The following is a 22,680-nucleotide window of genomic DNA, read 5'->3' as shown; positions in this document are numbered from 1 at the left end:
ACCGATGACGACCGTCAGGAGAGCGGAAATGCTCCGCGTGGCACTGCCGAACAAGGGCACCCTGGCCGAGCCCGCCGCGACGATGATGCGCGAGGCCGGGTACCGCCAGCGGACCGACTCGCGCGACCTCAGCGTGGTCGACGAGGAGAACGAGATCGAGTTCTTCTACCTGCGGCCCAAGGACATCGCGACCTACGTCGGCAAGGGTGACCTGCACCTGGGCGTCACCGGCTTCGACCTCATGGAGGAGTCGGGCAGCCAGACCCAGGAGATCATCCCGCTCGGCTTCGGCAGGTCGCGGTTCCACTTCGCCGCCCCGGCCGACGCCGACTGGAAGATCGAGGACCTCGACGGCCGCAAGATCGCGACGTCCTACCCCCGCCTGGTCCGCTCCTACCTGTCGGGCAAGCGGATCGGCGCCGAGATAGTGAAGCTCGACGGCGCGGTGGAGATCTCCATCCAGCTCGGTCTGGCCGACGCGATCGCCGACGTCGTGTCCTCCGGCCGCACGCTGCGCCAGCACGGTCTGCAGATCATCGGCGAGGCCATCGCCACCTCGCAGGCCACGCTCATCGAGCGGGAGAAGCGGCACGACCGCGCCGAGGACGCCGAGACCACCCGTCTGAAGAAGGTCTTCGCCGACCGGCTGCAGGGCGTCGTCGTGGCCCACGAGTACCTGATGATGGACTTCGACTGCCCGGAAGGGCTGCTCGAGGCGGTGGAGAAGGTCGCGCCGGGCCTGCAGGCGCCGACGGTCTCGCCGCTGTCGAAGAAGGGCTGGGTCGCGGTCCGCACGATGGTGCGCACCAAGGACACCAACCGCGTGATGGACAAGCTCGCCGACATCGGCGCCACCGCGATCCTCACCTCGGAGATCCGGTCCTGCCGCGCGATGACGGTCAACGGCCACGGCCACTGAGCACGTCCCCGTCCGACGTCCGTTCCCCCCGCGGCGGCCCGCCCCCGGTGACTCCGGTGGGCGGGCCGCCGTCGTGTTGCCGGGATCTCCGGCGGGCCGCTAGCGGGCCCGGACGGTCAGCGCCTGGGCGCTCCGACCGGTGTGCCCGTCGTCGTCGAACAGGGTGGCCGAGCAGGTGCCCAGCCCGTCCGGCCCGACGACGGTCGCGGCGTCCACGCCGATCCACTCGCCGGTCGGGGCCCGGTGCAGGTGCACCGTCAGGTCGGTGTTGACGAACAGCCAGCGGGCCGCGTCCAGCGGTGCGGCGAGCCCGTTCGCGCAGTCCGCGGCGACCATCAGCCGCTGTGCCGGGCTCGGCTCCTCGCCCTCGACGAGCGGGACCCGCATCCGGATCCAGCCCCGTCCCGGGCCCTCGGTGCCGAGGCGGCCGCCGTCGAGCCAGGCCCACTCGACCGCGTCGAGGAACCCGGGCAGCCAGCCGTCCGGCCGCTCGGTCCGCACGACGGCGGTGTCCCGGCCGGGCAGCGGCGCTGTCTGCCCGACCGCGACGGCGGCGGTGTCGGAGGCGGCGAGCCGCCAGGCCCGCGCCCGGAGCACGTCGCGGTCGCCGGCGCGCATCGTCGCCGACAGCAGCTCGATCGTCCGCCCGGGCCGCTCGACGCCCGCGGTCACCGTGACAGGCCCGGCGGGCACCGCCCCGAGCACCTCGACGGTGACGCGGGCGATCCACCAGTCGTCCCCGGCGCCGCCGGGCCGGGACGCGGGCAGCCGTTCGAGCGCACGGACGAGCAGCCCCGAGGGCGGTCCCATGTGCTGGGCGTCGGCGAACCAGGGGCCGGTGGTCGACGGGGTCGCCTCGAACGCGGCGTGGGTGACGCCGTCGGCGGAGTGCTCGCCGCGGGGCAGGTAGAACGGGCCGGGCGGGATCGGGGGCGGTGCGCTCACCCGTCGATCATGCCCCGCCGCCCGGCCAGCCGGGGTACGGCGGGGGAGTGCCGCCCCAGGCGGGGCAGCGGGCCTGGTGGTCGCAGGTGCGGCAGGCCGGGCCGGGGCGGGGCCGGAAGTCCCCGGTGGGGGCGGCGAGCCGGATGGCGGTCCACACCGCGTCGAGCAGGCGTCCGAACCGGGTGAGCTCCTCGGCGTCGGGCCGGTAGGTCAGGGCGGTGCCGTCGGCCAGGTAGAGCAGGCGCAGCTCGTCGGGGACGCGGCCGTGGGTCAGCAGGACCGCCAGCGCGTAGAACTTGAGCTGGAACAGCACGCCGGACTCGTAGCCCTCCCCGGGCGTCGCGCCGGTCTTGTAGTCGACGACCCGCAGGCCGTCGGGGCCGTCGTCGAGCCGGTCCAGGATGCCGCGCAGCGGTACCGGGGCCGCGCCGTCCGCGCCGTCCGCCCCGTCGAGGGTCGCCTCGATGCGGGCCTCCACCGCCGTCGCGGTGACGCCGGCCGGGTCCTCCAGCGCGAAGTAGCGGTCCAGCAGTGCCGAGGCCGAGTCCAGCCAGAGCGCGAGCTGCGGGTCCTCCGGGCCGGTGAACAGCGCCGTCACGGCGGGATCGGCCGCGGCGAGGTCGTCCCAGCAGGGGCCGAGCAGCTCCCGGGCCGCGCGTGGGGTCCGGTCGGCCGGCTCCCGGGCGAACAGCTGCTCCAGCACGGCGTGCACCAGGGTGCCGCGGACCTGCGCCCGCGACGGCGGCTCCGGCAGCCGGTCGACCGCGCGGAACCGGTAGAGCAGCGGGCAGCGGCGGAAGTCCGCCGCCCGCGACGGCGACAGCGCGGGCGGGCGCGGTGGCGCCGCGACGATCGGGCGGACGGCCGGGGTGACGACCTCGGGGCCCGCCTCGTCCGGGAAGGGGCCGGACTCGTCGGAGGGGGCTGCGGTCATGGCGGCAGGCTAGCCGCGACCCCCGACGGTTCCGGGCTGCCCGGTGCTGCCCTGTGCCCCGGCGTCGGGGCCGGGGGTGCGCGCGGATAGCGTCGTCGTCCGTGCACGACGCCCCGACGCCCGACGCGCCGACCGAGTCCGCGCCCCTCGACTCCCCTCACACCGAGTCCCACACCGAGGAATCCGTCGACGCGGAGCTCGTCGCCCCCCGGCCCGTCGACGCCGAGCCCGCCGCCGGGCCGGCCACCGACGAGCCCGCCGACGAGCCGGCCACCTGGGTCCCCCCGCGCCGCGGCGGGCCGTTCCGCGAGGGCGACCGGGTGCAGCTCACCGACCCCAAGGGGCGCCACTACACCGTCGTCCTGCAGGCGGGCGGGTCGTACCACACCCACCGCGGCCAGATCGACCACGACGACATCATCGGCTCGCCCGAGGGCGGGCTCGTGCACTCGGCGGCCAACACGCCGTACCTGACCCTGCGCCCCCGCCTGGCCGACTACGTGCTGTCGATGCCCCGCGGCGCCCAGGTGATCTACCCGAAGGACTCGGCACAGATCCTGATGTGGGGCGACGTGTTCCCTGGCGCCCGGGTGCTGGAGGGCGGCGCGGGGTCCGGCGCGCTGACCTGCTCGCTGCTGCAGGCCGTCGGGCCGACCGGGAAGGTGATCTCCTACGAGGTCCGCAAGGACCACGCCCCGCACGCGGTCACCAACGTCGAGACCTTCTTCGGGCAGCGGCCCCCGCACTGGGAGCTGACCGTCGGCGACGTCCGGGACCACCGCGGCGAGGTCGACCGGGTCGTGCTGGACATGCTTTCCCCGTGGGACGTGCTCGACACCGTCCGCGACTGCCTGGTCCCGGGCGGGATCCTCGTCGGCTACGTCGCGACCACCACCCAGCTGTCCGTGCTCACCGAGGCGCTGCGCGAGATGCAGTGCTGGACCGAGCCCGAGTCGTGGGAGGCGATGGTCCGCCCCTGGCACGTGGTCGGTCTCGCCGTCCGTCCGGAGCACCGGATGATCGCCCACACGGCCTTCCTGCTGACCACCCGGCGGCTCGCCGACGGCGTCACACCGCCCCGGCAGCAGCGGCGGCCGACCGGCCGCTGACCTGGGCGTTGTGTCCGGTTTCGGTCGGATGGTGACCGCGACGCGCCCGAACGCGGAACGAGAACGTTACGAACTACCCTCCGTGTGGACGTGGCGGTGACGCCCGCGAAGCCGCAGAGTGACCACATGGTGCCGACCGGCTGAGGCCCGGATCACCGGTTCGACGCACCGTCGCGGTCACCCGTCACGGGTACCGTGGTGAGACGGAACACGGAGGGAGGCTGCCGTGAACCACCCCTACGACGACGGTCCCGGCAACCAGGGTTTCCAGTCTGACCGCGACCTCAGCCCCGCTGAGGCCGCCGAGCACATCCGTCACCTCGAGCACGAGATCTCCACACTGCGTCAACGGCTGACCGAGACGCCCCGGCACGCCCGAGTGCTGGAACAACGTCTCGCCGAGACCACGAGCCGGCTGTCCGCGCTCAACGCTCGGAACGAGAAGCTGACCGAGACCCTCAAGGAGGCCCGCGGCCAGCTGGTCGCGCTCCGCGAGGAGGTCGACCGGCTCGCGCAGCCGCCGTCCGGCTACGGGGTCTTCCTCGGCCGGTACGACGACGACACGGTCGACGTCTTCACCTCCGGCCGCCGGATGCGGGTTCCCGTGTCCCCGGCGGTCGAGGGCGAGACGCTGCGCAGCGGCCAGTCCGTCCGGCTCAACGAAGCACTCACCGTGGTCGAGGCCATGGGCTTCGAGCAGGTCGGTGACCTCTACTCGCTGCGGGAGATCATCTCCCGTCCGGGGGAGGACGGGTCGGCCGGTCGCGGTCTGGTCGTCGGCCACTCCGACGAGGAGCGCGTCGTCTGGCTGGCGGCGCCGCTGTTCGAGCTCGGGCAGGAGGAGGGCACCAGCCCGCTCAAGTCCGGTGACTCGGTCATGGTCGACTCGCGGGCGGGCTACGCCTACGAACGGGTCGCCAAGGCCGAGGTCGAGGACCTCGTGCTGGAGGAGGTCCCGGACATCGCCTACTCCGACATCGGTGGCCTGACCCGGCAGATCGAGCAGATCCAGGACGCGGTCGAGCTGCCGTTCCTGCACACCGAGCTCTTCACCCAGTACGAGCTGCGTCCGCCCAAGGGCGTGCTGCTCTACGGGCCGCCCGGCTGCGGGAAGACGCTCATCGCGAAGGCCGTCGCGAACTCGCTGGCGAAGAAGATCGCCAAGCAGCGGGGCGACGACCCGGACGAGGGCCGCGCGTTCTTCCTCAACATCAAGGGCCCCGAGCTGCTCAACAAGTTCGTCGGTGAGACCGAGCGGCACATCCGTTTGATCTTCCAGCGCGCGCGGGAGAAGGCGAGCGCCGGCACCCCGGTGATCGTGTTCTTCGACGAGATGGACTCGATCTTCCGGACCCGTGGGTCGGGTGTGTCCTCCGACGTGGAGACGACGATCGTCCCCCAGCTCCTCGCCGAGATCGACGGCGTCGAGGGCCTGGAGAACGTCATCGTCATCGGCGCCTCGAACCGCGAGGACATGATCGACCCGGCCATCCTGCGCCCGGGCCGGCTCGACGTGAAGATCAAGATCGAGCGTCCGGACGCCGAGGGCGCGATCGACATCTTCTCGAAGTACATCACCGACACCCTGCCCATCCACGAGGACGACCTGGCCGAGTTCGGCGGGGACCGGAGCGCCTGCACCTCCGCGATGATCCAGCGGATCGTCGAGCGGATGTACGACGAGTCCGAGGAGAACCGGTTCCTGGAGGTCACCTACGCCAACGGTGACAAGGAGACGCTCTACTTCAAGGACTTCAACTCCGGCGCGATGATCCAGAACATCGTCGACCGCGGGAAGAAGTCCGCGATCAAGGCGGTGCTCGAGTCCGGCCAGCCGGGCCTGCGGGTCCAGCACCTGCTGGACGCGATCGTCGACGAGTTCGCCGAGAACGAGGACCTCCCGAACACGACCAACCCCGACGACTGGGCGCGGATCTCGGGCAAGAAGGGGGAGCGGATCGTCTACATCCGCACCCTGGTCACCGGCAAGAACGACGCCACCGGCCGCGCGATCGACACCGCGTCGAACACCGGCCAGTACCTGTAGGCACGCTCTGCTCGCACGGGCCCCGCCGCATCCCGCGGCGGGGCCCGTCGTGCGTCCGGCGGCGGTGCCCCGGAGGAGTGAGGGCCGGACGAAACGGGCATCCTGTGCAGGGAGCCGTGCACGTCCGTGTCGCGGCCCGCACCACGGAGGACCACACATGGCCGGCATCATCGGGCGGATCACCGCATTCCTGAAGAGCCCGCAGGGACGTCGCTACACCGACCAGGCCAAGCGGATGGCGAGTGATCCGCGCAACCGGCAGAAGGCGCAGGACATGCTGCGGCGCTTCCGCGGCAAGCGCTGACCCCTGTCCGATCCGTTCACGACGCCGGGCCGCCCGCGGCCTAGCGTCGTGGGCATGGACACCTCGATCGGCGCCGAGCTCGACATGATCGGCATCGTGGTCACCGACATGACCCGTTCGCTCGCCTTCTACCGCTTGCTGGGGCTGGAGTTCCCCGAGGGCTCCGACACCGAGACGCACGTGGAGACCACCCTGCGCGGCGGCCTGCGGCTGGCCCTGGACCTGCAGTCGGCGGTGGAGGGCTTCCACCCGGGCGCCGCGCCGGTCGGCAACGGCCGGGTCACGCTGGCGTTCCGGGTGCCCAGCGCCGCGGCCGTCGACGAGGCCTGGGGCCGGGTCACGGCGGCCGGGCACACCTCGGTGCTGGACCCGTTCGACGCCCCGTGGGGCCAGCGTTACGCGACCGTCGCCGACCCCGACGGGTCGTCGCTGGACCTGTTCGCCTGGGCCTGACCGACCCGGGCGAGCAGGTCACCGTGAGCCGGGCGGCAGGGGGAGCTCCAGTGCGAGCAGCCGCGACGAGAGCGACTTGCCGTGCGTGTCGAGCTGGGTCGACACGGTGACCCCGCCGCCGTGGATCCCGGTGCAGACGAACTGCAGACAGCTCACCCGGGGCAGCTCGTAGCGGGTGACCTCGCCGCCGACCCAGCGGCTCAGGCCCGTCCGGACCAGCTGCGGGGTGAGCACGGCGACGAGCAGCGGGTAGGTCGCGTCGTCGTGCGGGACCACCGTCAGCGTCGCCACCGTCCCCTTGTCGCCCGCGCGACAGTGCGCGATCTCATGCAGCAGCACGGCCGGCCCCCAGGACGGTGACCCGCGGGACGACGGCCGCACGGGGGACGAGGGTGGACAGCACTCCGACGACCTCGTCGAGCCGGGTGCGCACGCCGCCCCCGCCCGCCGGGCCGTTGGTGTAGAGCGCCTCGACCTCGTGGGCGAGGACGTCGAGCAGGCCCGGGTCGCGGTGCAGCGCCGCGACCCGCAGCCGGGCGTCGGTGTCGCCGCCGCGGACCTCGATCCGGGGAGCGACGGCGAGCCCGCGGACCCGCTCGGCGACCACGTCGGCGGCCAGCCGGGCCCGGGCGGCGGCGTTCGGGCCCACGTAGGAGATCCCGGCCTCGACGCGGTGCCCGGCCCGGTAGCCGACGCTGACCTTCAGCTCGTCCGGGCGGGCGCGGCCGGTGGCGCCGGAGACGCGGACCCGGTCCGGGCCGTCGTGGTCCACGGAGACGCCACGCAGGTCCAGGACGACGTCGGGGGTGCGGTACCCGGTCGGGTCGGTCACCTCGTAGAGCAGCTGCTCGCGCACCGTGTGCCGGTCGAGGCGGCCGCCGGTGCCGTCGAGCTTGCCGTAGCGGGCACTCCCGTCCGCGGCGACGTCGGCGAACGGGAACCCGAGCTCGGCCAGCCGGGGGACGTCGAGGTGCCCGGGGTCGGCGGCGTACCCGCCGGTCAGCTGACCGGCGCACTCCAGCAGGTGGCCCACCAGGGTGCCCGCGGCGGCCCGGTCCGGGCGGTCGAGGTCCCAGCCGAGCCGGTGCGCCAGCGGCGCGAGGAACAGCGACGGGTCCGCCACCCGCCCGGTGACGACCACCGCGGCCCCGGTGTCCAGCGCGGGCGCGATCGCGTCGGCGCCGAGATAGGCGTTGGCCGACACCAGCTCCCCGTGCTCGCCCAGCGGGACACCGTCCTCGGCCGCGGGTGCCGCCGGGTCGACCACGTCGAGCACGTCGTCGCCGGTCACGACGGCCACCGGGGCCACCGACCCGAGACCGTCGAGGTGCTCGCGGACGATGCGACCGGCCGCGGGAGGGTTCGCCGCGCCCATGTTGGTGAGCAGCCGGACCCCACCCACCAGCAGGTCCGGCAACAGCGCCGTCAGCCGCTGTCCGAGCCGTGGGTCGTACCCGGTCGCCGGGTCGGCGAGACGCCGGAGGTGGCCGAGCGCGATGGTGCGCTCGGCCAGGCACTCCAGGACGAGGTCGTCCAGCCCGCCGCGGCGGACCAGGTCGACGGCAGGCTCGATCCGGTCGCCGGCGAAGCCGGCACCGCTGCCGATCCGGGTGGTCGTCCGGGTCATCGGGTCTCCTCAGAGGCTCAGGGCGCCGGTGAGCAGCGCGACGACGGTCATGACGGCGGTGGTGCCGAACGCCCACCCGAACACGAACCGCTGGTGGCGGCCCAGCTCGACGGCGGTGAGCCCCAGCAGGATGAAGGTGGAGGCGGTGAGCGGGCTGAGCGGGAACCCGGTGGTCATCTGGCCCAGGATCGCGGCCCGGGCGACCTCCGCGGGGTCGCCGCCCAGCGCCGCCGAGGTCTCCGCCAGCACCGGCAGGACACCGAAGTAGTAGGCGTCCGGGGTGAACACCAGGCTGAGCGGCATCGAGGTCAGCGCCACCGCCACCGGCAGCGCTCCGCCCGCGCCGTCGGGGACGAGCCCGACCAGCGACTGCGCCATCGCGGTGATCATCCCGGTGCCGCCGAGGACACCGGTGAACACACCCGCCGCGAAGATCATCGCGGTCACCAGCACGACGTTGTGACCGTGCTTCTCGAACAGCGCGCGCTGGCCGTCCCAGGTGGGCCGGTTGACCAGCAGCGCGACGACGAAGGCGCAGAGGAACACCACCGGCAGGTCGGCCAGCTGCAGGAGCAGGACCACCACCAGGGCCAGGGTCAGCACGACGTTGACCACGAACCTGACCCGGTCGGCCCGCGACCACACGGCGGGCGCTCCGGCGGCCCCGGGCGCGTCGGCGGGCTCGGGCAGCTCGACGACGCCGAGCCGGGCCCGCTCGCGGCGGCCGATGACCCAGGCCGCGAACAGCACCCAGACGATGCCGGCGGTCATGGCGGGCAGCAGCGGCACGAACACGTCGGAGGCGGTGAGGTCGAGGGCGGCCATCGCCCGCGCCGTCGGGCCACCCCAGGGGATCATGTTCATCACCCCGGCGCCGAGGCACACCAACGCCGCCAGGACGATCCGCCGCATGCCGAGCCGGTCGTAGAGCGGCAGCATGGCGCTCACCATGATCAGGAAGGTGGAGGCGCCGTCGCCGTCGAGGGCGACGAGTACCGTCAGCGCGGCCGTACCGACGCAGATCTTCAGCGGGTCCCCGCCCGCCCACCGGACCACCCGGCGGATCGCCGGGTCGAACAGCCCGGTGTCGAGCATCAGGCTGAAGTACAGGATCGCGAAGGTGATCATGATGGCGACGGGCGCGACGGTCTCCAGGCCGGTCGCGACGTACTCGCCCAGCCCGCCGCCCAGCCCGGCGACGACGGCGGCGGCCGCGGGCACGACGGTCAGCGCCAGGAGCACCGACACCCGCCCGGACAGCACGGCCGCCAGGAACACGGCGATGGTCAGGAATCCGATCGCGGCGAGCATCGTCGACCTCCTCGTCGGCGGGGCGGACCGGCGTCGGCCCGGGGGAACGGTGCGCGCGCGGACCTATGATCGTCAAAGACCGAATCCGGATGGACTGATGCGGTGGGCACATGGATCTGACGTTGCAGCAGCTCAGGGCCGTCGTCGCGGTACACGAGGCGGGTGGGTTCACCGCGGCCTCGGCCGTGCTGCGGACCGCGCAGCCGTCGTTGAGCCGCACGGTGGCCGACGTGGAGCGGCTCCTCGGGGCGCGGCTGTTCGAGCGGACCACCCGGCGGCTGGAGCCGACGCCGGTGGGGGAGACCGTCGTGGCGGCCGCTCGCCGGGCGCTGGACGGTGTCGCGACCGAGCTGCGCCACGTCGAACACGTCCTGGACGGGCTGTCGGGCACCGTGCGGATCGCGACGCTGCCCTCGCTGGCCGCGATCCTGCTCCCCGGGGTGGTGTCGGCGTTCCGGCGGGAGCGGCCGGGTGTGCGCCCGGAGATCTCCGACGCCCTGGCCGACGAGGTGACCGCACGGGTGCGCTCGGGGCGTGCCGACCTCGCCGTCACCGTGGTGCACGGCCGTGTCCCCGACGACCTCGTGGTCACCCCGGTGGCCGCCGACAGGTTCTGCGCTCTGGTGCCTCCCACCCATCCGCTCGCCGGGCGCAGCACGCTGCGCTGGGCCGAGCTCGACGGCGTCGAGTTCGTCGACTTCGACTCCTCCACGAGCATCCGCCAGCACGTGGACCGCGCCCTGGACGAGTCTGGATGCCGGCCCGGCCGTGGCCTGGCGGCCCGCAACATCGCCGCGGTGGCGGGTCTCGTCGCCGCCGGCCTCGGTGCGACGGCGGTCCCGGGGCTGGTCGTGCCGCTCACCGGTTTCGCCGGGCTGACCGCGGTCCCGCTGACCGACCCGGTCGTACGACGGCGGATCGCGCTGGTCCTGCCGCGGGGACGGCAGCCGGTCCCGGCCGCCGCCGCCTTCGCCGGGCTGCTCACCGGCTCCGTGCGGCGTCCGTCGCTGCCGGCGCACGCCCGGTGGGCGCCACCGGACGGGGCGTCCGGCGCGGGCGACGGGAGCTAGCGGATGTCGGCGGCGTCGGCGGCGGGGACGGCCCGCAGTGAGCCCGGCGACACCCCGGCCAGGGCGCGGACCTCGCGGGACAGGTGGGGCTGGTCGGCGTAGCCGGTGCGGGCGGCGACCTCGGCCGGGGCGACGCCGTCGTAGAGCAGGGCGGCCGCGGCCCGGAAGCGCAGCACCCGCCGCGCGACGGCCGGTCCGTAGCCGAGGGTGGCGACGCAGCGCCGGTGCAGCGTGCGGCCGGTGACGCCGAGCCGGTCGGCCAGCTCGGCGGCGGGCACACCCCCGGCCAGGGCGCGCAGCGCGGCGTGCGGCAGCGGAGCGGGCGTCGGACGGTCCGCGGCGGCGATACGCAGGGCGAGTGCCAGCCGGGTGAGCCACACGACGTCGCCGCTGCCCGTGTCGCCGGGGTCGCCGGTCCCGGGGGCGGCGGGTCGGAGCAGCCTGCGCCGTCCGGGGTCGAGCACCTCGGAGAGGGGGACGCGGCGGTCGCGCAGCGCGTCCGCCGGGACGCCCAGCAGCTCCGGGAGGGCGCCGGGACGGAACCGCAGGCCGGTGGTCACCCCGCCCGCCGGCGAGGTGGCGAGGTGCGCGGTGGTGTCCGGTCCGGCGACGACGAGGTCACCACCGGACAGGAGCAGGTCCATGCAGCCGTCGGGCAGCACTCGCTGGGTGTGCGGCTCGGCACCCGAGCGCGCCTGCCAGGCCACCTCGACGACGGCGCGCAGCGGTCCGGTCGGGGGCGTCTCGGCGTAGCTGCGCACCGCGCCAGCCTACGGACGCGGCACGGCCCCGGTACCGGCGTCGCCGGTCCGGGGCCGTGGCCGCGTGTGCGGAGATCAGGAGGCGCGCAGGACCGCCTCGATCTCCAGCTCGACGCTGACCTTGTCGCCGACCACGACGCCGCCGCCGTCCATCGGCATCTCGATGTCGACGCCGAACTCCGAGCGCTTGATGGTGGTGGTCGCGGTGAAGCCGGCGCGGGTGCCGCCGTAGGCGTCCGGGCCGAAGCCGTTGACCTCGAGGGCGAACTCGACGGGGCGGGTGACGCCCTTGATGGTCAGGTCGCCGGCGAGGACGTAGTCGTCGCCGCCCTTCGCGACGAGGCCGGTGGAGCGGAAGGTCCACTCCGGGTACTTCTCCACGTCGAAGAAGTCGGCGGAGCGGATGTGGCCGTCGCGCTGCTCCTGGCCGGTCGTGATCGAGGTGGCGTCCACGGTCGCGGTCACACTGGAGTCCTGGAGGCGCTCGGCGGTGACGAGCTCGCCGGTCACGCCGGTGAAGCGGCCCCGGACCTTGCTGACCATCATGTGACGGACGGAGAAGGAGACGTCGGAGTGCGCAGCGTCGATGTCCCAGGTGCCGACGACGTAGCCGGGGATGGCGGTGGCGGTGGTCATGATCTCTCCCGGAGAACTAGTTGAACTCTCACTTGTTGAGAGCGATACTAGAACTAACGGATCGCACGTCAAGATGTTTCGGAGGGTGCTGTGGGTCACACACGCTGGCTCGACGACGAGGAGCAGCGCACCTGGCGCGCCTTCCTGGCCGCGCAGCGGCTGGTCTCGGAGAAGGTCGAGCGACGGCTGCAGTCCGGGGCCGGGATGCCCCAGGCCTACTACGAGATCCTGGTCCGGCTGTCCGAGGCGCCGGAGCGGACCCTGCGGATGAGCGTCCTCGCGGACTCCGCGCTGTCCTCACGCAGCCGGGTGTCGCACGCGGTGGCCCGGATGGAGGAGGCGGGCTGGATCGAACGGCGGTCGTGCCCCACCGACCGGCGTGGCCAGCTGGCCCATCTGACCGACCGCGGCTTCGAGGTCCTGGCCGGCGCCGCACCGGACCACGTCGAGAGCGTCCGCGAGGCGGTGTTCGACGGCCTGACCCCTGCTCAGCAGGCCGGGCTGCGCGAGGCCTGCGAGGCCGTCGTCGCCCACCTGTCCGGTGGCGGGGAGTGGCCGGTGACCCGGGACTCGGGACCGGACGGCCCGAGCCCGGCTCAGGCGTCCTAGGCTGGGCACATGCCTCATTTCGACGTCGTCGTACTCGGAGCCGGACCCGGTGGATACGTGGCGGCCATCCGTGCCGCCCAGCTCGGCCGCAGTGTGGCGGTGATCGAGGAGAAGTACTGGGGCGGTGTCTGTCTCAACGTGGGCTGCATCCCGTCCAAGGCGCTGCTGCGCAACGCCGAGATCGCCCACATCGTCACCAAGGAGCAGAAGACCTTCGGCCTGTCCGGTGAGGTGTCGCTCGACTTCGGCGCCGCCTTCGACCGCAGCCGTTCGGTCGCGGACGGGCGCGTCAAGGGCGTGCACTTCCTGATGAAGAAGAACAAGATCACCGAGTTCGACGGGTTCGGTCGGTTCACCAAGCCGGGCGAGATCGAGGTCGAGCTGTCGAAGGGCGGCAACGAGACCGTCACCTACGACGACGTGATCATCGCGGCGGGCTCCACGGTCAAGCTGCTGCCGGGCACCGAGTTGTCCGAGCGCGTCGTCACCTACGAGGAGCAGATCCTCACCCGTGAGCTGCCGGAGAGCGTGATCATCGCCGGCGCCGGTGCGATCGGCGTCGAGTTCGCGTTCGTGCTGGCCAACTACGGCGTCGACGTCACCATCGTGGAGTACCTGGACCGGTTGCTCCCGCTCGAGGACGCGGACGTGTCCAAGGAGCTGGCCAAGGCCTACAAGAAGCTCGGCGTCACGGTGCGGACCTCCACCAAGGTCGAGTCCATCACCGACGACGGCAAGGGCGTCACCGTCTCGGTCTCCTCGTCCAAGGGCAGCGAGGAGCTGCGCGCGGACAAGGTCGTGCAGGCCATCGGCTTCGCGCCCCGGGTCGACGGCTACGGCCTGGACAAGCTCGGCGTGAACCTCACCGAGCGCGGCGCGATCGAGATCGACGACTACATGCGCACCAGCGTGGAGCACGTCTACGCGATCGGTGACGTCACCGCGAAGCTCATGCTCGCCCACGTCGCCGAGGCGCAGGGCATCGTCGCCGCCGAGACCCTGGCGGGCGCCGAGACCCAGGAGCTGAACTACAAGATGATGCCGCGCGCGACCTTCTGCAACCCGCAGGTCGCGTCGTTCGGCTACACCGAGGCCGAGGCCCGGCAGCTGGCCGACGAGAAGGGCTGGAAGGTCAACACCGCGACCTTCCCGTTCACCGCGAACGGCAAGGCGCACGGCCTGGCCGAGCCCGCAGGCTTCGTGAAGCTGATCGCCGACGACACCTACGGCGAGCTGCTCGGCGGGCACATCATCGGCGCCGAGGCGACCGAGCTGCTGCCCGAGCTGACCCTGGCTCAGAAGTGGGACCTGACCGTCCACGAGATGGCGCGCAACGTGCACGCGCACCCGACCCTGTCGGAGTGCCTGCAGGAGGCGATCCACGGCCTGGCCGGCCACATGATCAACTTCTGACGACGGCCGCGACGGGCCCGCATCCCCACCCCGGGGTGCGGGCCCGTCGGCGTACCGGGGGTCAGGACCTGCGGGCGTCCGGCTCGCGCCGGGCCGTGTGCTCGCGACGCGTGGTCGAGCTCGCGGCGACGCGCTGCTCGTGCCGCTCGGCGGCCAGTGCCGCCTCCACCGCGGCCTGCACGGCGGCGGTGTTGACATCGGGATCGATCAGCCTGGCGGCGGCGAGGGATCGGGCCGAGACCGAGATGCTGACCATGGTGGCTCCTGGAACTGTCGCGTGGTGGGTGTGGTGGTCCGTCGGGGAGGCCTCACGCTGGGCCCTTCCCGGGGTGGCGTCGCGCGACCCGCTCGGCATGGACCGATTCAGGTACCGGTGTGGGTGACATATGTTACCCATTGGTAAACGCGCTGGCCCGAGGACTTTAACGGACGAGATCTGCCAGGAGGAGGCGGGTGACGTAGAGGCCGTCGGGGACCCAGGGCCGGTCCGGGGTGCCGATCCGGGCCACCAGCTCGTCGAGGGTCCACCAGCCGCCCTCGGCCACCTCCGAGGGCTGGTGGGTCACCGGGCCGTCGGAGAAGGCGCGGTAGACGTGCACGTGGGCCCGCAGCCCGTCCGGGCCGGTGCCGGGCCCGGTGTCGACGCCCAGCGCGGCGGCGTCGAAGGGGACCACGGCGAGCTTCTCCAGCGGCACACCGGTGACGCCGAGCTCCTCGCCCAGCTCGCGGGCGGCGCCGGCGTCGGGCGTCTCGCCCTCGTCGAGGACCCCGCCGGCCAGGCAGTCCCACATCCCGGCCATGACCAGCTTGGTGTCGGTGCGCCGGTGCACGTAGGCCCGCGTGCCGTCGGCGGAGCGGAGCAGGACCGCGGTCGTCGCATGCCACAGCGAGCGCGCGTAGACCTCGCCGCGCTCGGCGACGCCGGTGGGCCTGCCCTCGGCGTCGAAGACGGTCAGGCGCTCACGTGCGGGATCGGTCACGCCACGATGATCCCGCCGGGCCGCGGTGCACCCCGGACCGGGGCGCGGACGGTTAGTCTCGTGCAATGCACTCTCGCGCAGGGGGCCGGTCGTGACGGCCCGCCGGATCATGGGCACCGAGGTGGAGTACGGCATCGCCGTGCCGGGTGACCCCACCGCGAACCCCGTCGTCACCTCGACGCAGGTGGTGCTCGCCTACGCCGCCGCGGCGGACGTGCCCCGCAACCGTCGGGCGCGCTGGGACTACGAGGTCGAGTCGCCGCTGCGCGACGCCCGCGGGTTCGACCTGTCGGCGCCGTCGCTGGCGCCGCAGCTCGACACCGACCTCGACGACCTCGGTGCGGCGAACGTCATCCTCACCAACGGTGCGCGGTTCTACGTCGACCACGCCCACCCGGAGTACTCCACACCCGAGGTCCTGTCCCCGCGCGACGTCGTGACCTGGGACAAGGCCGGCGAGCGGATCATGCTGGAGGCGGCGAACCGCGCGGCCACCGTGCCGGGCGCGCCGCGGATGCAGCTGTACAAGAACAACGTCGACGGCAAGGGCGCCAGCTACGGCTCCCACGAGAACTACCTGATGGCCCGCTCGACGACGTTCCCGTCGATCGTCACCGGGCTGACCCCGTTCTTCGTGACCCGCCAGGTCGTCTGCGGCGCCGGCCGGGTCGGCCTGGGCCAGCAGGGCGACGAGGCCGGCTACCAGATCGCCCAGCGCTCGGACTACGTCGAGGTCGAGGTCGGCCTGGAGACCACGCTCAAGCGCGGCATCATCAACACCCGCGACGAGCCGCACGCCGACGCCGACAAGTACCGCCGTCTGCACGTCATCATCGGCGACGCGAACCTGTCCGAGGTCGCGACGCTGCTCAAGGTCGGCACCACCGCCCTGGTCCTCGACATGATCGAGAAGGGGCGCTCGTTCGAGGACCTGCGCCTGGCCGAGCCGGTGAAGTCGGTCTCGCGGATCAGCCACGACCCGACGCTGCAGCGGACCGTCCCGCTGGCCGACGGCCGTCACCTCACCGCGGTGCAGATCCAGCAGGAGTACCTGGCCCGCGCGGTCGAGCACCTGGAGCAGACGGTCTCCCCGCGCCGCGAGGAGTGGGACCCCGACACCCGCGAGGTCGTCGAGGAGTGGGAGTCGGTGCTGGTCGACCTGGAGCGCGACCCGATGCTGACCGCCGACCGGCTCGACTGGACGGCCAAGCTCAAGCTGCTCGAGGCCTACCGCGAGCGCGACGGCCTGACCTGGGCGTCGGGCCGGCTCGGGATGGTCGACCTGCAGTACTCCGACGTCCGGTTGGCGAAGGGCCTCTACAACCGGCTGGTCACCCGGGGGTCGATGCGCCGGCTGGTCACCGAGGAGCAGGTCGCCGCGGCGATGACCGAGCCGCCCGAGGACACCCGGGCCTACTTCCGCGGCACCTGCATGGGCCGGTTCCCGGTCGAGGTCGCCGCCGCGTCGTGGGACTCGGTGATCTTCGACCTGGGGCGCGAGTCCCTGGTCCGGATCCCGACGCTGGAGCCGCTGCGCGGAACCCGCAAGCACGTGGGGGAGCTGTTCGAGGCGGTGTCGACGGCCGAGGAGCTGGTCGACAAGCTCACCGCCTCCTGAGCCGTCCCGCCGGGAAGCGGATCACACGCCGCTGCGCAACAGGCGATTTTGTCGCCCCCGGTAGGTAGGGTGAGCAGGCAGGCAATTCTCTGCGAGGAGATCTGCAAGGAGGAGCGTCATGTCCCAGGAGCAGACCAAGCGCCAGGGTGGCGGCGACGGAGACGACGAGTCCGGCGAGAACGCGTCCGGATCCGGCCAGGAGCGCCGCGAGAAGCTCGGTGAGGACGTCGACACCATCCTCGACGAGATCGACGACGTGCTGGAGGAGAACGCGGAGGACTTCGTGCGGTCCTACGTGCAGAAGGGCGGTGAGTGAGCTCCACGGGGCCATTCACCGTGCCGCACCCCGGCACCAGCAGTACCGTCCCGGCCGGGTCCGCACCTGCGGGCCCGGCCGTGCCGGAAGGGCCGCCGACCCCCGCCGAGATGGGGGAGCGGGACCCCCGGCGCACGCAGTTCGAACGAAAGGCACGTCCGAGAGATGGAGTTCCGGCCGTCGGTCACCTCCGGGCTGGTGCCCGGGCACCACACGGGTCAGCTCGGCACCTTCCTGACCGGGTCGCAGTCGTTCTCCGACTTCGTCGGCGGCGCGGCCCCGCACCTGCTCCCCGGCGCGGGCCTGGACCGGACAGCCGGTCCCGGCACCTCCGCCGACGCCCTGGGCGTCCCGCACGGCACCACGATCGTCGCGCTGCTGTTCTCCGGCGGCGTCGTGATCGCCGGTGACCGGCGCGCGACCGCGGGCAACGTGATCGCCCAGCGCGACATCGAGAAGGTGTTCGTCACCGACACCCACTCCGCGGTCGGCATCGCCGGCTCCGCGGGGATCGCGCTGGAGATGGTCCGGCTGTTCTCGGTGGACCTCGAGCACTACGAGAAGCTCGAGGGCGTCCCGCTCTCGCTGGACGGCAAGGCCAACAAGCTCGCCGGGATGGTCCGCCAGAACCTGGGCGCGGCGATGCAGGGCTTCGTCGTCGTCCCGCTGTTCGCGGGCTACGACACCGACGCCGCCGACCCGGCCCAGGCCGGCCGGATCGTCACCTTCGACCCCACCGGCGGCCGGTACGACGAGAACCTCGGTTTCCACGCCGTGGGATCGGGCTCGGTGTTCGCCAAGTCCTCGCTGAAGAAGCTGCACGACCCGGCCGCGGACCTCGACGGCGCGGTGCGCACCGCGGTCGAGGCGCTCTACGACGCCGCGGACGACGACACCGCCACCGGCGGGCCGGACACGGTGCGGCGCATCTACCCGGTGGTCGTCGGCATCACCGCCGAGGGCGCCGTGCGCCGCGACGAGGCCGAGATCGCCGCCGTCGTCGACCAGGTGATCGCCGGGCGCCGGGAGCGCCCGGGCGGCCCGTCCCGCTGACCCCCTCCCTGCACGAAGCACGAGCCTGGAGCGCCTCCCCATGACGATGCCGTTCTACTCCTCCGTCGACCAGCTGCTGCGCGACCGTTCCGAGCTGGCCCGCAAGGGCATCTCGCGCGGCCGCAGCGTGGTCGTGCTGACCTACGCCGGTGGCGTGCTGTTCGTCGCGGAGAACCGGTCGACGGCCCTGCACAAGGTCTCCGAGATCTACGACAAGATCGGCTTCGCCGCGGTCGGCCGGTACAACGAGTTCGAGAACCTGCGCACCGGCGGGATCCGGATGGCCGACTTCCGCGGGTTCACCTACGACCGGCGCGACGTGACCGGCCGGATGCTGGCCAACGCCTACGCCCAGGCGCTGGGCACGGCGTTCGTCGAGCAGCAGAAGCCGTTCGAGGTGGAGCTGTGCGTCGCCGAGGTCGGCGTCGAGGCCTCCGGGGACCAGCTGTACCGGATCACCTACGACGGCTCGATCACCGACGAGCCGCGGTTCGTCGTCATGGGCGGGCAGACCGAGCCGATCTCGCAGAAGCTGTCCGAGACCTACGCGCACGGCCTGGAGCTGGGCGCGGCGATCGAGGTCGCGCTCGGCGGGCTGCAGGTGCCCGGGGCGGACCCGGCGTCGGCCGGCAACGGTGCGAACGCGCAGCCGCGGGTCCTGGGCGCCGAGGCGCTCGAGGTCGCGGTGCTCGACCGGACCCGTCCGCGGCGGACCTTCCGTCGTCTCGAGGGGGCGGCGCTGGCGGACCTGCTGCCGGCCGCGAACCGCGGCACCGAGGAGCCGGAGCCCGACGTGGCGGGCGGGGACGACACCCCGGCCGCCGGTGGGGCGCTGGGTGGGGACGGGGCGTCCTGACCCGCTTCTCCGCGACCACCGCGTCCGAGGCCGTCGTGACGGCCTCGCGTGACGACGTCTGGCGCGTCCTGACCGACCCCGCCGTGCTGCCGACGTTGACGCCGCTGCTCAACCGGATCGAGGCCGACCCCGCGCGGGACGCGGCCGTCGACGGCTACGAGCTGTGGCGCTGGCACATGGTGCGGATCGCGGTGCTCGGGGTGGGCATCAAGCCGGTGTTCACCGAGCGGATGACCTTCGTCGAGGGCAAGCGGATCGAGTTCACCCACGCACCGCCCGCCGGGGCCACCGAGTGGGCGGGCGCGGAGGGCTACTACGCGTTGAGCGACGCCGAGCCGGAACCGGACGGCACGCCCGCGACACATCTGGAGATCTCGCTGACCGTCGACGTCGACATGCCGCTGTCGCGGCTCGCGGCGCCGGTGGTGACCCGCACGATGAAGGCGACGATGGACGTGACCGGGGACCGGTTCGGAGCGAACCTGCTGCGTCGCCTGGGGGCGCGGGAGCGCTAGTCCTGTCCGGGGTGGTCGACCAGCACCACCACCCCGCCGTGCGGTGCCTCCGGCCCGTGGAACCCGTGGCATGATTGAGCCATCAACCAACTGGGGGACCGGATGAGCGAGATCATCTTCGGCATGGACACCTTCGGCGACGTCCCGGTGGGCGACGACGGCACGCTGCTGTCGCACCCGCAGGCCATCCGTCAGGTCGTCGACGAGGTGGTGCTGGCCGACGGGGTGGGCGTCGACGTCGTCGCGCTGGGGGAGCACCACCGCCCCGAGTACGCGATCTCCACCCCGGAGACGGTGCTCGCCGGCATCGCGACCCGGACCTCCCGGATCCGGCTGTCCTCCGGCGTCACCGTCCTCAGCTCGGACGACCCGGTGCGGGTGTACCAGCGCTTCGCCACGCTCGACGCGCTGTCCGACGGCCGCGCCGAGGTGATCGTCGGCCGCGGATCGTTCACCGAGTCCTTCCCGCTGTTCGGCTACTCCATGAACGACTACGAGCGGCTGTTCGAGGAGAAGCTCGAGCTGTTCGTGCAGCTCCTCGACGAGAAGCCGGTGAACTGGCCGGGTGGGACCCGCGCCGCGATCGACGGCATCGAGGTCTTCCCGACGACCGGCCGCCGGCTGCCCGTGTGGGTCGGCGTCGGCGGCTCGCCGGAGTCGGTGGTGCGCACCGCCCGCCACGACCTCGGCCTGATGCTGGCTATCATCGGCGGCCCCGCCGGGCGGTTCGCGCCCTACGTCGACCTCTACCACCGCGCCGTCGAGCAGTTCGGGCACGCGGCGAAGCCGGTGGGCATGCACTCGCCGGGGTTCGTCGCCGACACCGACGCCGAGGCGAAGGAGATCTTCTTCGCCCCCTACAAGGCGCAGATGGACCGGATCGGCGCCCAGCGCGGCTGGCCCCCGCTGGACCGCGCCCGGTTCGAGGCCGAGGTCGCCGACGGGGCGCTGCACGTCGGGTCCCCGGAGACGGTGGCCCGCCGCATCGCCGACTCGGTGCGCTCGCTGGGCGCCCAGCGCTTCGACCTGATCTACACCGTCGGCCCGCAGCCGATCTCGGCACGCCTCCGTGCCGTCGAGCTGTACGGAACCCGCGTGATCCCGATGGTCCGCGACATGCTCGCCTGAGCGGATCCGCACCCGCTCCCGGGCAGTCACACCCAGTGCGACGGGTGTGGCTGGCGGCCAGGGGGTGTGGCTGCGGGCCGGGGCGGTCAGGCGGGGATGATGCGGGCCGCGGCGGCGCGCAGGCCGTCGACCAGGGCGCGCAGCGCGGGCAGGTCGGCGTCGGACCCGCGGGTGGCCAGCACCAGGGAGCGGCCCGCCGCGGGCCGGCAGGGGAGCAGCCGGACGCCGTCGTCGGCGGTGACCGGGACCGGGCCTGTGCCGCCGGGGACGGCCGACCCCGCCACCGCCATGCCCGGGACCAGCGCGATCGCGAGCCGCGCGCGGACCAGCGCCAGCTGGGTGGCGAAGTCGCCCACCCGGTAGCGGATGTCCGGCTCGAACCCGACACCGCGCAGCAGCTGCAGCAGGGCCGCGTAGGGCTCGGTGCCGACCGGGCCGGAGGTCCACACCCGACCGGCCAGGGTGCGCAGCGGCACCGGATCGGGCCCGGTGAGCGGGTCGTCGGCGGGGACGGCGAGCATCGCGGGCTCGGTGGCCAGCGCGGTCACCCGGATCCCGGCGGGCAGCCGGGCCGGGGCCTGCGTCCAGCTCTCCATGAGCACCGCGTCCAGGTCGCGGGACTGCAGGGCGGGCAGCAGGTCGACGACCTCGCCGTCGTCGACGGTGGGGACCAGCCGCGGGTGCGCGGCGGCCAGCCCGTCGATGACCTCGGGCAGAAGCGTGCGCAGCGCGCTCGCGACCGAGCCGATCCGCAGCGGTCCGGCGGCGTCGTCGTGCAGGGCGGCGAGGTCGCGCTCGGCACCGGCGACGGTCGCCGCCGCGGCGGCCGCGTGCCCGGCCAGCACGTGTCCGGCGGCGGTGAGCCGGATGCCGCGCCCGTCCGGTTCGACGAGCCGGGTGCCGGTCTCGCGTTCGAGCTTGCGCAGCTGCTGGGTCACCGCCGGCCCGGTGATGTGCAGTGCGGCCGCGGCGGCGCCGACCGAGCCGTGCTCGGCGACGGCGTCGAACACGCGCAGCCGGTCCCAGGAGATCACACAGCAGAGCTTAGCGGTATCGGGTAGGAACAATCATTGGATCTTCGCGGTGCGGAGAGGGATCGTGGATCACGTGAACGCACGCACCGCCCCCGACCCGCACTCCGCCCTGCTCCTGCTCGCCGGCGCCTCCGTCCTGGCCTGGACCGGCATCCTCGTCGCGATGGCGGGTACCGACCCGGCGACGGCGTCGTTCTGGCGGTGCGTGCTCGCCCTGGTCGTGCTGGGTCCGTGGGCACTGGCCGAGTACCGGCGGGTGGGCGGGCTCCCGCTCGCGACGGTCGGCACCTCGCTGCTGTCCGGGGTGTTCCTGGGTGCGGACTTCCTGCTCTGGACCCACGCGGTGCTCGACGCGGGCGCCGGGATCGCGAACGTCGTGCTCAACATCCAGGTGCTGGCGCTGCCGCTGATCGCCTGGGTCGTCGCGGGCGAGCGGGTGCCGCGCAGGCTGGTGTACGCCGCGCCGCTGCTGCTGGGTGGCATCGCGCTGGCCGGCGGGGTGCTCGGCGCCGGCGTCGGGGGGCCGGAACCGGTGCGTGGCGCGGTGCTCGGCACCCTCGCCGGGATCGCCTACGCCGGCTTCCTGCACCTGAACCGCTCGGTGTCGCGGCGCCGTGCGCGCCACCTGGTGACCCCGGTCGCGCTGGCGACCGTCGGGGCCGGACTGACCTGCGGGCTCGTCGGCGTCGCCGGGGGCGGGATCGCGGTGGCACTGCCCGCGACGACATGGGCCTGGCTGATCGTGCTGGCCCTGACCGGGCAGGTCGTGTCCTGGGTGCTGATCGGGCGCGGCTCGGCCGGGCTGGCGCCGGGCACCGCGGGTGCGCTGCTGCTGGTGCACCCGGTGTTGTCGGTCGTGCTCGGCATGCTGGTGCTCGGGGAGACCCTGACCGGCTGGCAGGCCGCGGGCTGCGCGCTGGTCGTCGCCACCGTCGCCGCACTGGTCGGCCCGGCCGGGACCGCGGGGCGGCTGCGCCGGGTGGTGGACCGGCACGAGCGGGCCTGGGCCACGCTCACCCCGCGCGTCTGACCACCGCCGGGC

25 protein-coding genes are annotated in these 22,680 nt (G+C 73.3%); 15 read left to right on the top strand and 10 right to left on the bottom strand.

Annotated elements, in window-relative coordinates; genetic code table 11:
- Positions 1-28 precede the first annotated feature (28 nt).
- Positions 29-919 carry an ATP phosphoribosyltransferase gene (hisG, locus tag Ae331Ps2_RS24450; RefSeq protein ID WP_075306281.1) on the top strand — a complete coding sequence of 297 codons (891 nt, stop codon included), beginning with the start codon at positions 29-31 and terminating at the stop codon, positions 917-919.
- 99 nt (positions 920-1,018) lie between these two features.
- On the opposite strand, the gene Ae331Ps2_RS24445 is transcribed toward hisG, so the two are convergent.
- Together Ae331Ps2_RS24445 and Ae331Ps2_RS24440 are read right to left on the bottom strand one after the other, a co-directional pair.
- Positions 1,019-1,864 carry a thioesterase family protein gene (locus tag Ae331Ps2_RS24445; protein ID WP_083695939.1) on the bottom strand — a complete coding sequence of 282 codons (846 nt, stop codon included), beginning with the start codon at positions 1,862-1,864 and terminating at the stop codon, positions 1,019-1,021.
- Positions 1,865-1,871: 7 nt separating this feature from the next.
- Positions 1,872-2,798, bottom strand: a complete 927-nt coding sequence (locus Ae331Ps2_RS24440) for a PD-(D/E)XK nuclease family protein (protein WP_083695937.1) — start codon at positions 2,796-2,798, stop codon at positions 1,872-1,874.
- Between the two features lie 101 nt (positions 2,799-2,899).
- Here Ae331Ps2_RS24440 and Ae331Ps2_RS24435 point away from each other — a divergent pair, with 101 nt between their 5' ends.
- The 4 genes from Ae331Ps2_RS24435 to Ae331Ps2_RS24425 all read left to right on the top strand — a co-directional run bounded on the left by Ae331Ps2_RS24435 (position 2,900) and on the right by Ae331Ps2_RS24425 (position 6,711).
- The gene (locus Ae331Ps2_RS24435; protein WP_083695935.1) at positions 2,900-3,907 is read left to right on the top strand and encodes a tRNA (adenine-N1)-methyltransferase; all 1,008 of its coding nucleotides are present in this window, start codon (positions 2,900-2,902) and stop codon (positions 3,905-3,907) included.
- Between the two features lie 226 nt (positions 3,908-4,133).
- Entirely contained in the window at positions 4,134-5,954 is a 1,821-nt protein-coding gene (arc, locus tag Ae331Ps2_RS24430; protein ID WP_075306283.1) for a proteasome ATPase, read from the top strand.
- Between the two features lie 157 nt (positions 5,955-6,111).
- Positions 6,112-6,258 carry a hypothetical protein gene (locus tag Ae331Ps2_RS32215; protein WP_020624749.1) on the top strand — a complete coding sequence of 49 codons (147 nt, stop codon included), beginning with the start codon at positions 6,112-6,114 and terminating at the stop codon, positions 6,256-6,258.
- Between the two features lie 54 nt (positions 6,259-6,312).
- Positions 6,313-6,711, top strand: coding sequence for a VOC family protein (locus tag Ae331Ps2_RS24425; RefSeq protein ID WP_075306285.1), 399 nt, complete (start codon positions 6,313-6,315; stop codon positions 6,709-6,711).
- A gap of 18 nt (positions 6,712-6,729) precedes the next feature.
- Here the strand turns inward: Ae331Ps2_RS24425 and Ae331Ps2_RS24420 are convergent, their stop codons facing one another.
- The 3 genes from Ae331Ps2_RS24420 to Ae331Ps2_RS24410 are packed head-to-tail and all read right to left on the bottom strand — an operon-like array spanning position 6,730 to position 9,649.
- Complete coding sequence (locus tag Ae331Ps2_RS24420; protein ID WP_043279251.1) at positions 6,730-7,050, bottom strand: hypothetical protein; 321 nt, start codon at positions 7,048-7,050, stop codon at positions 6,730-6,732.
- A complete protein-coding gene (locus tag Ae331Ps2_RS24415; RefSeq protein ID WP_075306287.1) occupies positions 7,037-8,338 on the bottom strand; it encodes an acyclic terpene utilization AtuA family protein in 1,302 nt (433 codons plus the stop codon). Before Ae331Ps2_RS24415 ends, Ae331Ps2_RS24420 begins: the two co-directional genes overlap by 14 nt.
- 9 nt (positions 8,339-8,347) lie before the next feature.
- Positions 8,348-9,649 (bottom strand): CitMHS family transporter, encoded by a 1,302-nt coding sequence (locus Ae331Ps2_RS24410; protein ID WP_075306289.1) that lies wholly within the window; start codon positions 9,647-9,649, stop codon positions 8,348-8,350.
- A 110-nt stretch (positions 9,650-9,759) separates the two neighbouring features.
- Between Ae331Ps2_RS24410 and Ae331Ps2_RS24405 the strand changes: the two genes are divergently transcribed.
- Positions 9,760-10,719, top strand: a complete 960-nt coding sequence (locus Ae331Ps2_RS24405) for a LysR family transcriptional regulator (protein ID WP_075306291.1) — start codon at positions 9,760-9,762, stop codon at positions 10,717-10,719.
- Here Ae331Ps2_RS24405 and Ae331Ps2_RS24400 read toward each other — a convergent pair.
- Positions 10,716-11,480 (bottom strand): helix-turn-helix domain-containing protein, encoded by a 765-nt coding sequence (locus tag Ae331Ps2_RS24400; protein WP_198932179.1) that lies wholly within the window; start codon positions 11,478-11,480, stop codon positions 10,716-10,718. The genes Ae331Ps2_RS24405 and Ae331Ps2_RS24400 overlap by 4 nt on opposite strands.
- A gap of 75 nt (positions 11,481-11,555) precedes the next feature.
- On the bottom strand, positions 11,556-12,116 hold the full coding sequence (locus tag Ae331Ps2_RS24395; protein ID WP_020626581.1) for a YceI family protein: 561 nt from the start codon (positions 12,114-12,116) through the stop codon (positions 11,556-11,558).
- 90 nt (positions 12,117-12,206) lie between these two features.
- On the opposite strand from Ae331Ps2_RS24395, the gene Ae331Ps2_RS24390 reads away from it, so the two are divergent.
- Together Ae331Ps2_RS24390 and lpdA are read left to right on the top strand one after the other, a co-directional pair.
- Positions 12,207-12,725 carry a MarR family winged helix-turn-helix transcriptional regulator gene (locus Ae331Ps2_RS24390; protein WP_020626582.1) on the top strand — a complete coding sequence of 173 codons (519 nt, stop codon included), beginning with the start codon at positions 12,207-12,209 and terminating at the stop codon, positions 12,723-12,725.
- Positions 12,726-12,734: 9 nt separating this feature from the next.
- Positions 12,735-14,138, top strand: coding sequence for a dihydrolipoyl dehydrogenase (gene lpdA / locus Ae331Ps2_RS24385; RefSeq protein WP_075306293.1), 1,404 nt, complete (start codon positions 12,735-12,737; stop codon positions 14,136-14,138).
- Between the two features lie 61 nt (positions 14,139-14,199).
- On the opposite strand, the gene Ae331Ps2_RS24380 is transcribed toward lpdA, so the two are convergent.
- Both Ae331Ps2_RS24380 and Ae331Ps2_RS24375 read right to left on the bottom strand, forming a co-directional pair.
- Complete coding sequence (locus Ae331Ps2_RS24380; protein WP_020626584.1) at positions 14,200-14,394, bottom strand: hypothetical protein; 195 nt, start codon at positions 14,392-14,394, stop codon at positions 14,200-14,202.
- Between the two features lie 166 nt (positions 14,395-14,560).
- Positions 14,561-15,118: an NUDIX domain-containing protein gene (locus tag Ae331Ps2_RS24375; protein WP_075306295.1), complete on the bottom strand. Its 558-nt coding sequence runs from the start codon at positions 15,116-15,118 to the stop codon at positions 14,561-14,563.
- Positions 15,119-15,227: 109 nt separating this feature from the next.
- Between Ae331Ps2_RS24375 and dop the strand changes: the two genes are divergently transcribed.
- The 6 genes from dop (at position 15,228) to Ae331Ps2_RS24345 (ending at position 20,604) form a co-directional block, all read left to right on the top strand.
- Complete coding sequence (gene dop, locus Ae331Ps2_RS24370) at positions 15,228-16,736, top strand: depupylase/deamidase Dop (protein WP_075311775.1); 1,509 nt, start codon at positions 15,228-15,230, stop codon at positions 16,734-16,736.
- 118 nt (positions 16,737-16,854) lie between these two features.
- Positions 16,855-17,052, top strand: a complete 198-nt coding sequence (locus Ae331Ps2_RS24365) for a ubiquitin-like protein Pup (RefSeq protein WP_020626587.1) — start codon at positions 16,855-16,857, stop codon at positions 17,050-17,052.
- 165 nt (positions 17,053-17,217) lie between these two features.
- Positions 17,218-18,105: a proteasome subunit beta gene (gene prcB / locus Ae331Ps2_RS24360; RefSeq protein ID WP_020626588.1), complete on the top strand. Its 888-nt coding sequence runs from the start codon at positions 17,218-17,220 to the stop codon at positions 18,103-18,105.
- A gap of 40 nt (positions 18,106-18,145) precedes the next feature.
- Complete coding sequence (gene prcA, locus Ae331Ps2_RS24355) at positions 18,146-18,961, top strand: proteasome subunit alpha (protein ID WP_075306297.1); 816 nt, start codon at positions 18,146-18,148, stop codon at positions 18,959-18,961.
- 35 nt (positions 18,962-18,996) lie between these two features.
- Positions 18,997-19,476, top strand: coding sequence for a hypothetical protein (locus Ae331Ps2_RS24350; protein ID WP_075306299.1), 480 nt, complete (start codon positions 18,997-18,999; stop codon positions 19,474-19,476).
- Positions 19,477-19,578: 102 nt separating this feature from the next.
- Entirely contained in the window at positions 19,579-20,604 is a 1,026-nt protein-coding gene (locus Ae331Ps2_RS24345; RefSeq protein WP_075306301.1) for an LLM class flavin-dependent oxidoreductase, read from the top strand.
- Between the two features lie 86 nt (positions 20,605-20,690).
- On the opposite strand, the gene Ae331Ps2_RS24340 is transcribed toward Ae331Ps2_RS24345, so the two are convergent.
- Positions 20,691-21,638 (bottom strand): LysR family transcriptional regulator, encoded by a 948-nt coding sequence (locus Ae331Ps2_RS24340; protein WP_020626592.1) that lies wholly within the window; start codon positions 21,636-21,638, stop codon positions 20,691-20,693.
- 73 nt (positions 21,639-21,711) lie between these two features.
- On the opposite strand from Ae331Ps2_RS24340, the gene Ae331Ps2_RS24335 reads away from it, so the two are divergent.
- On the top strand, positions 21,712-22,668 hold the full coding sequence (locus Ae331Ps2_RS24335) for a DMT family transporter (RefSeq protein ID WP_075306303.1): 957 nt from the start codon (positions 21,712-21,714) through the stop codon (positions 22,666-22,668).
- Positions 22,669-22,680: the final 12 nt, after the last annotated feature.

The sequence above is a fragment of the Pseudonocardia sp. Ae331_Ps2 genome (assembly GCF_001932405.1).
Classification (GTDB): Bacteria; Actinomycetota; Actinomycetes; order Mycobacteriales; family Pseudonocardiaceae; genus Pseudonocardia.
The sequence above is the reverse complement of the archived record's forward strand: the minus strand, read 5'-3'. Positions and strand labels throughout refer to the sequence as shown.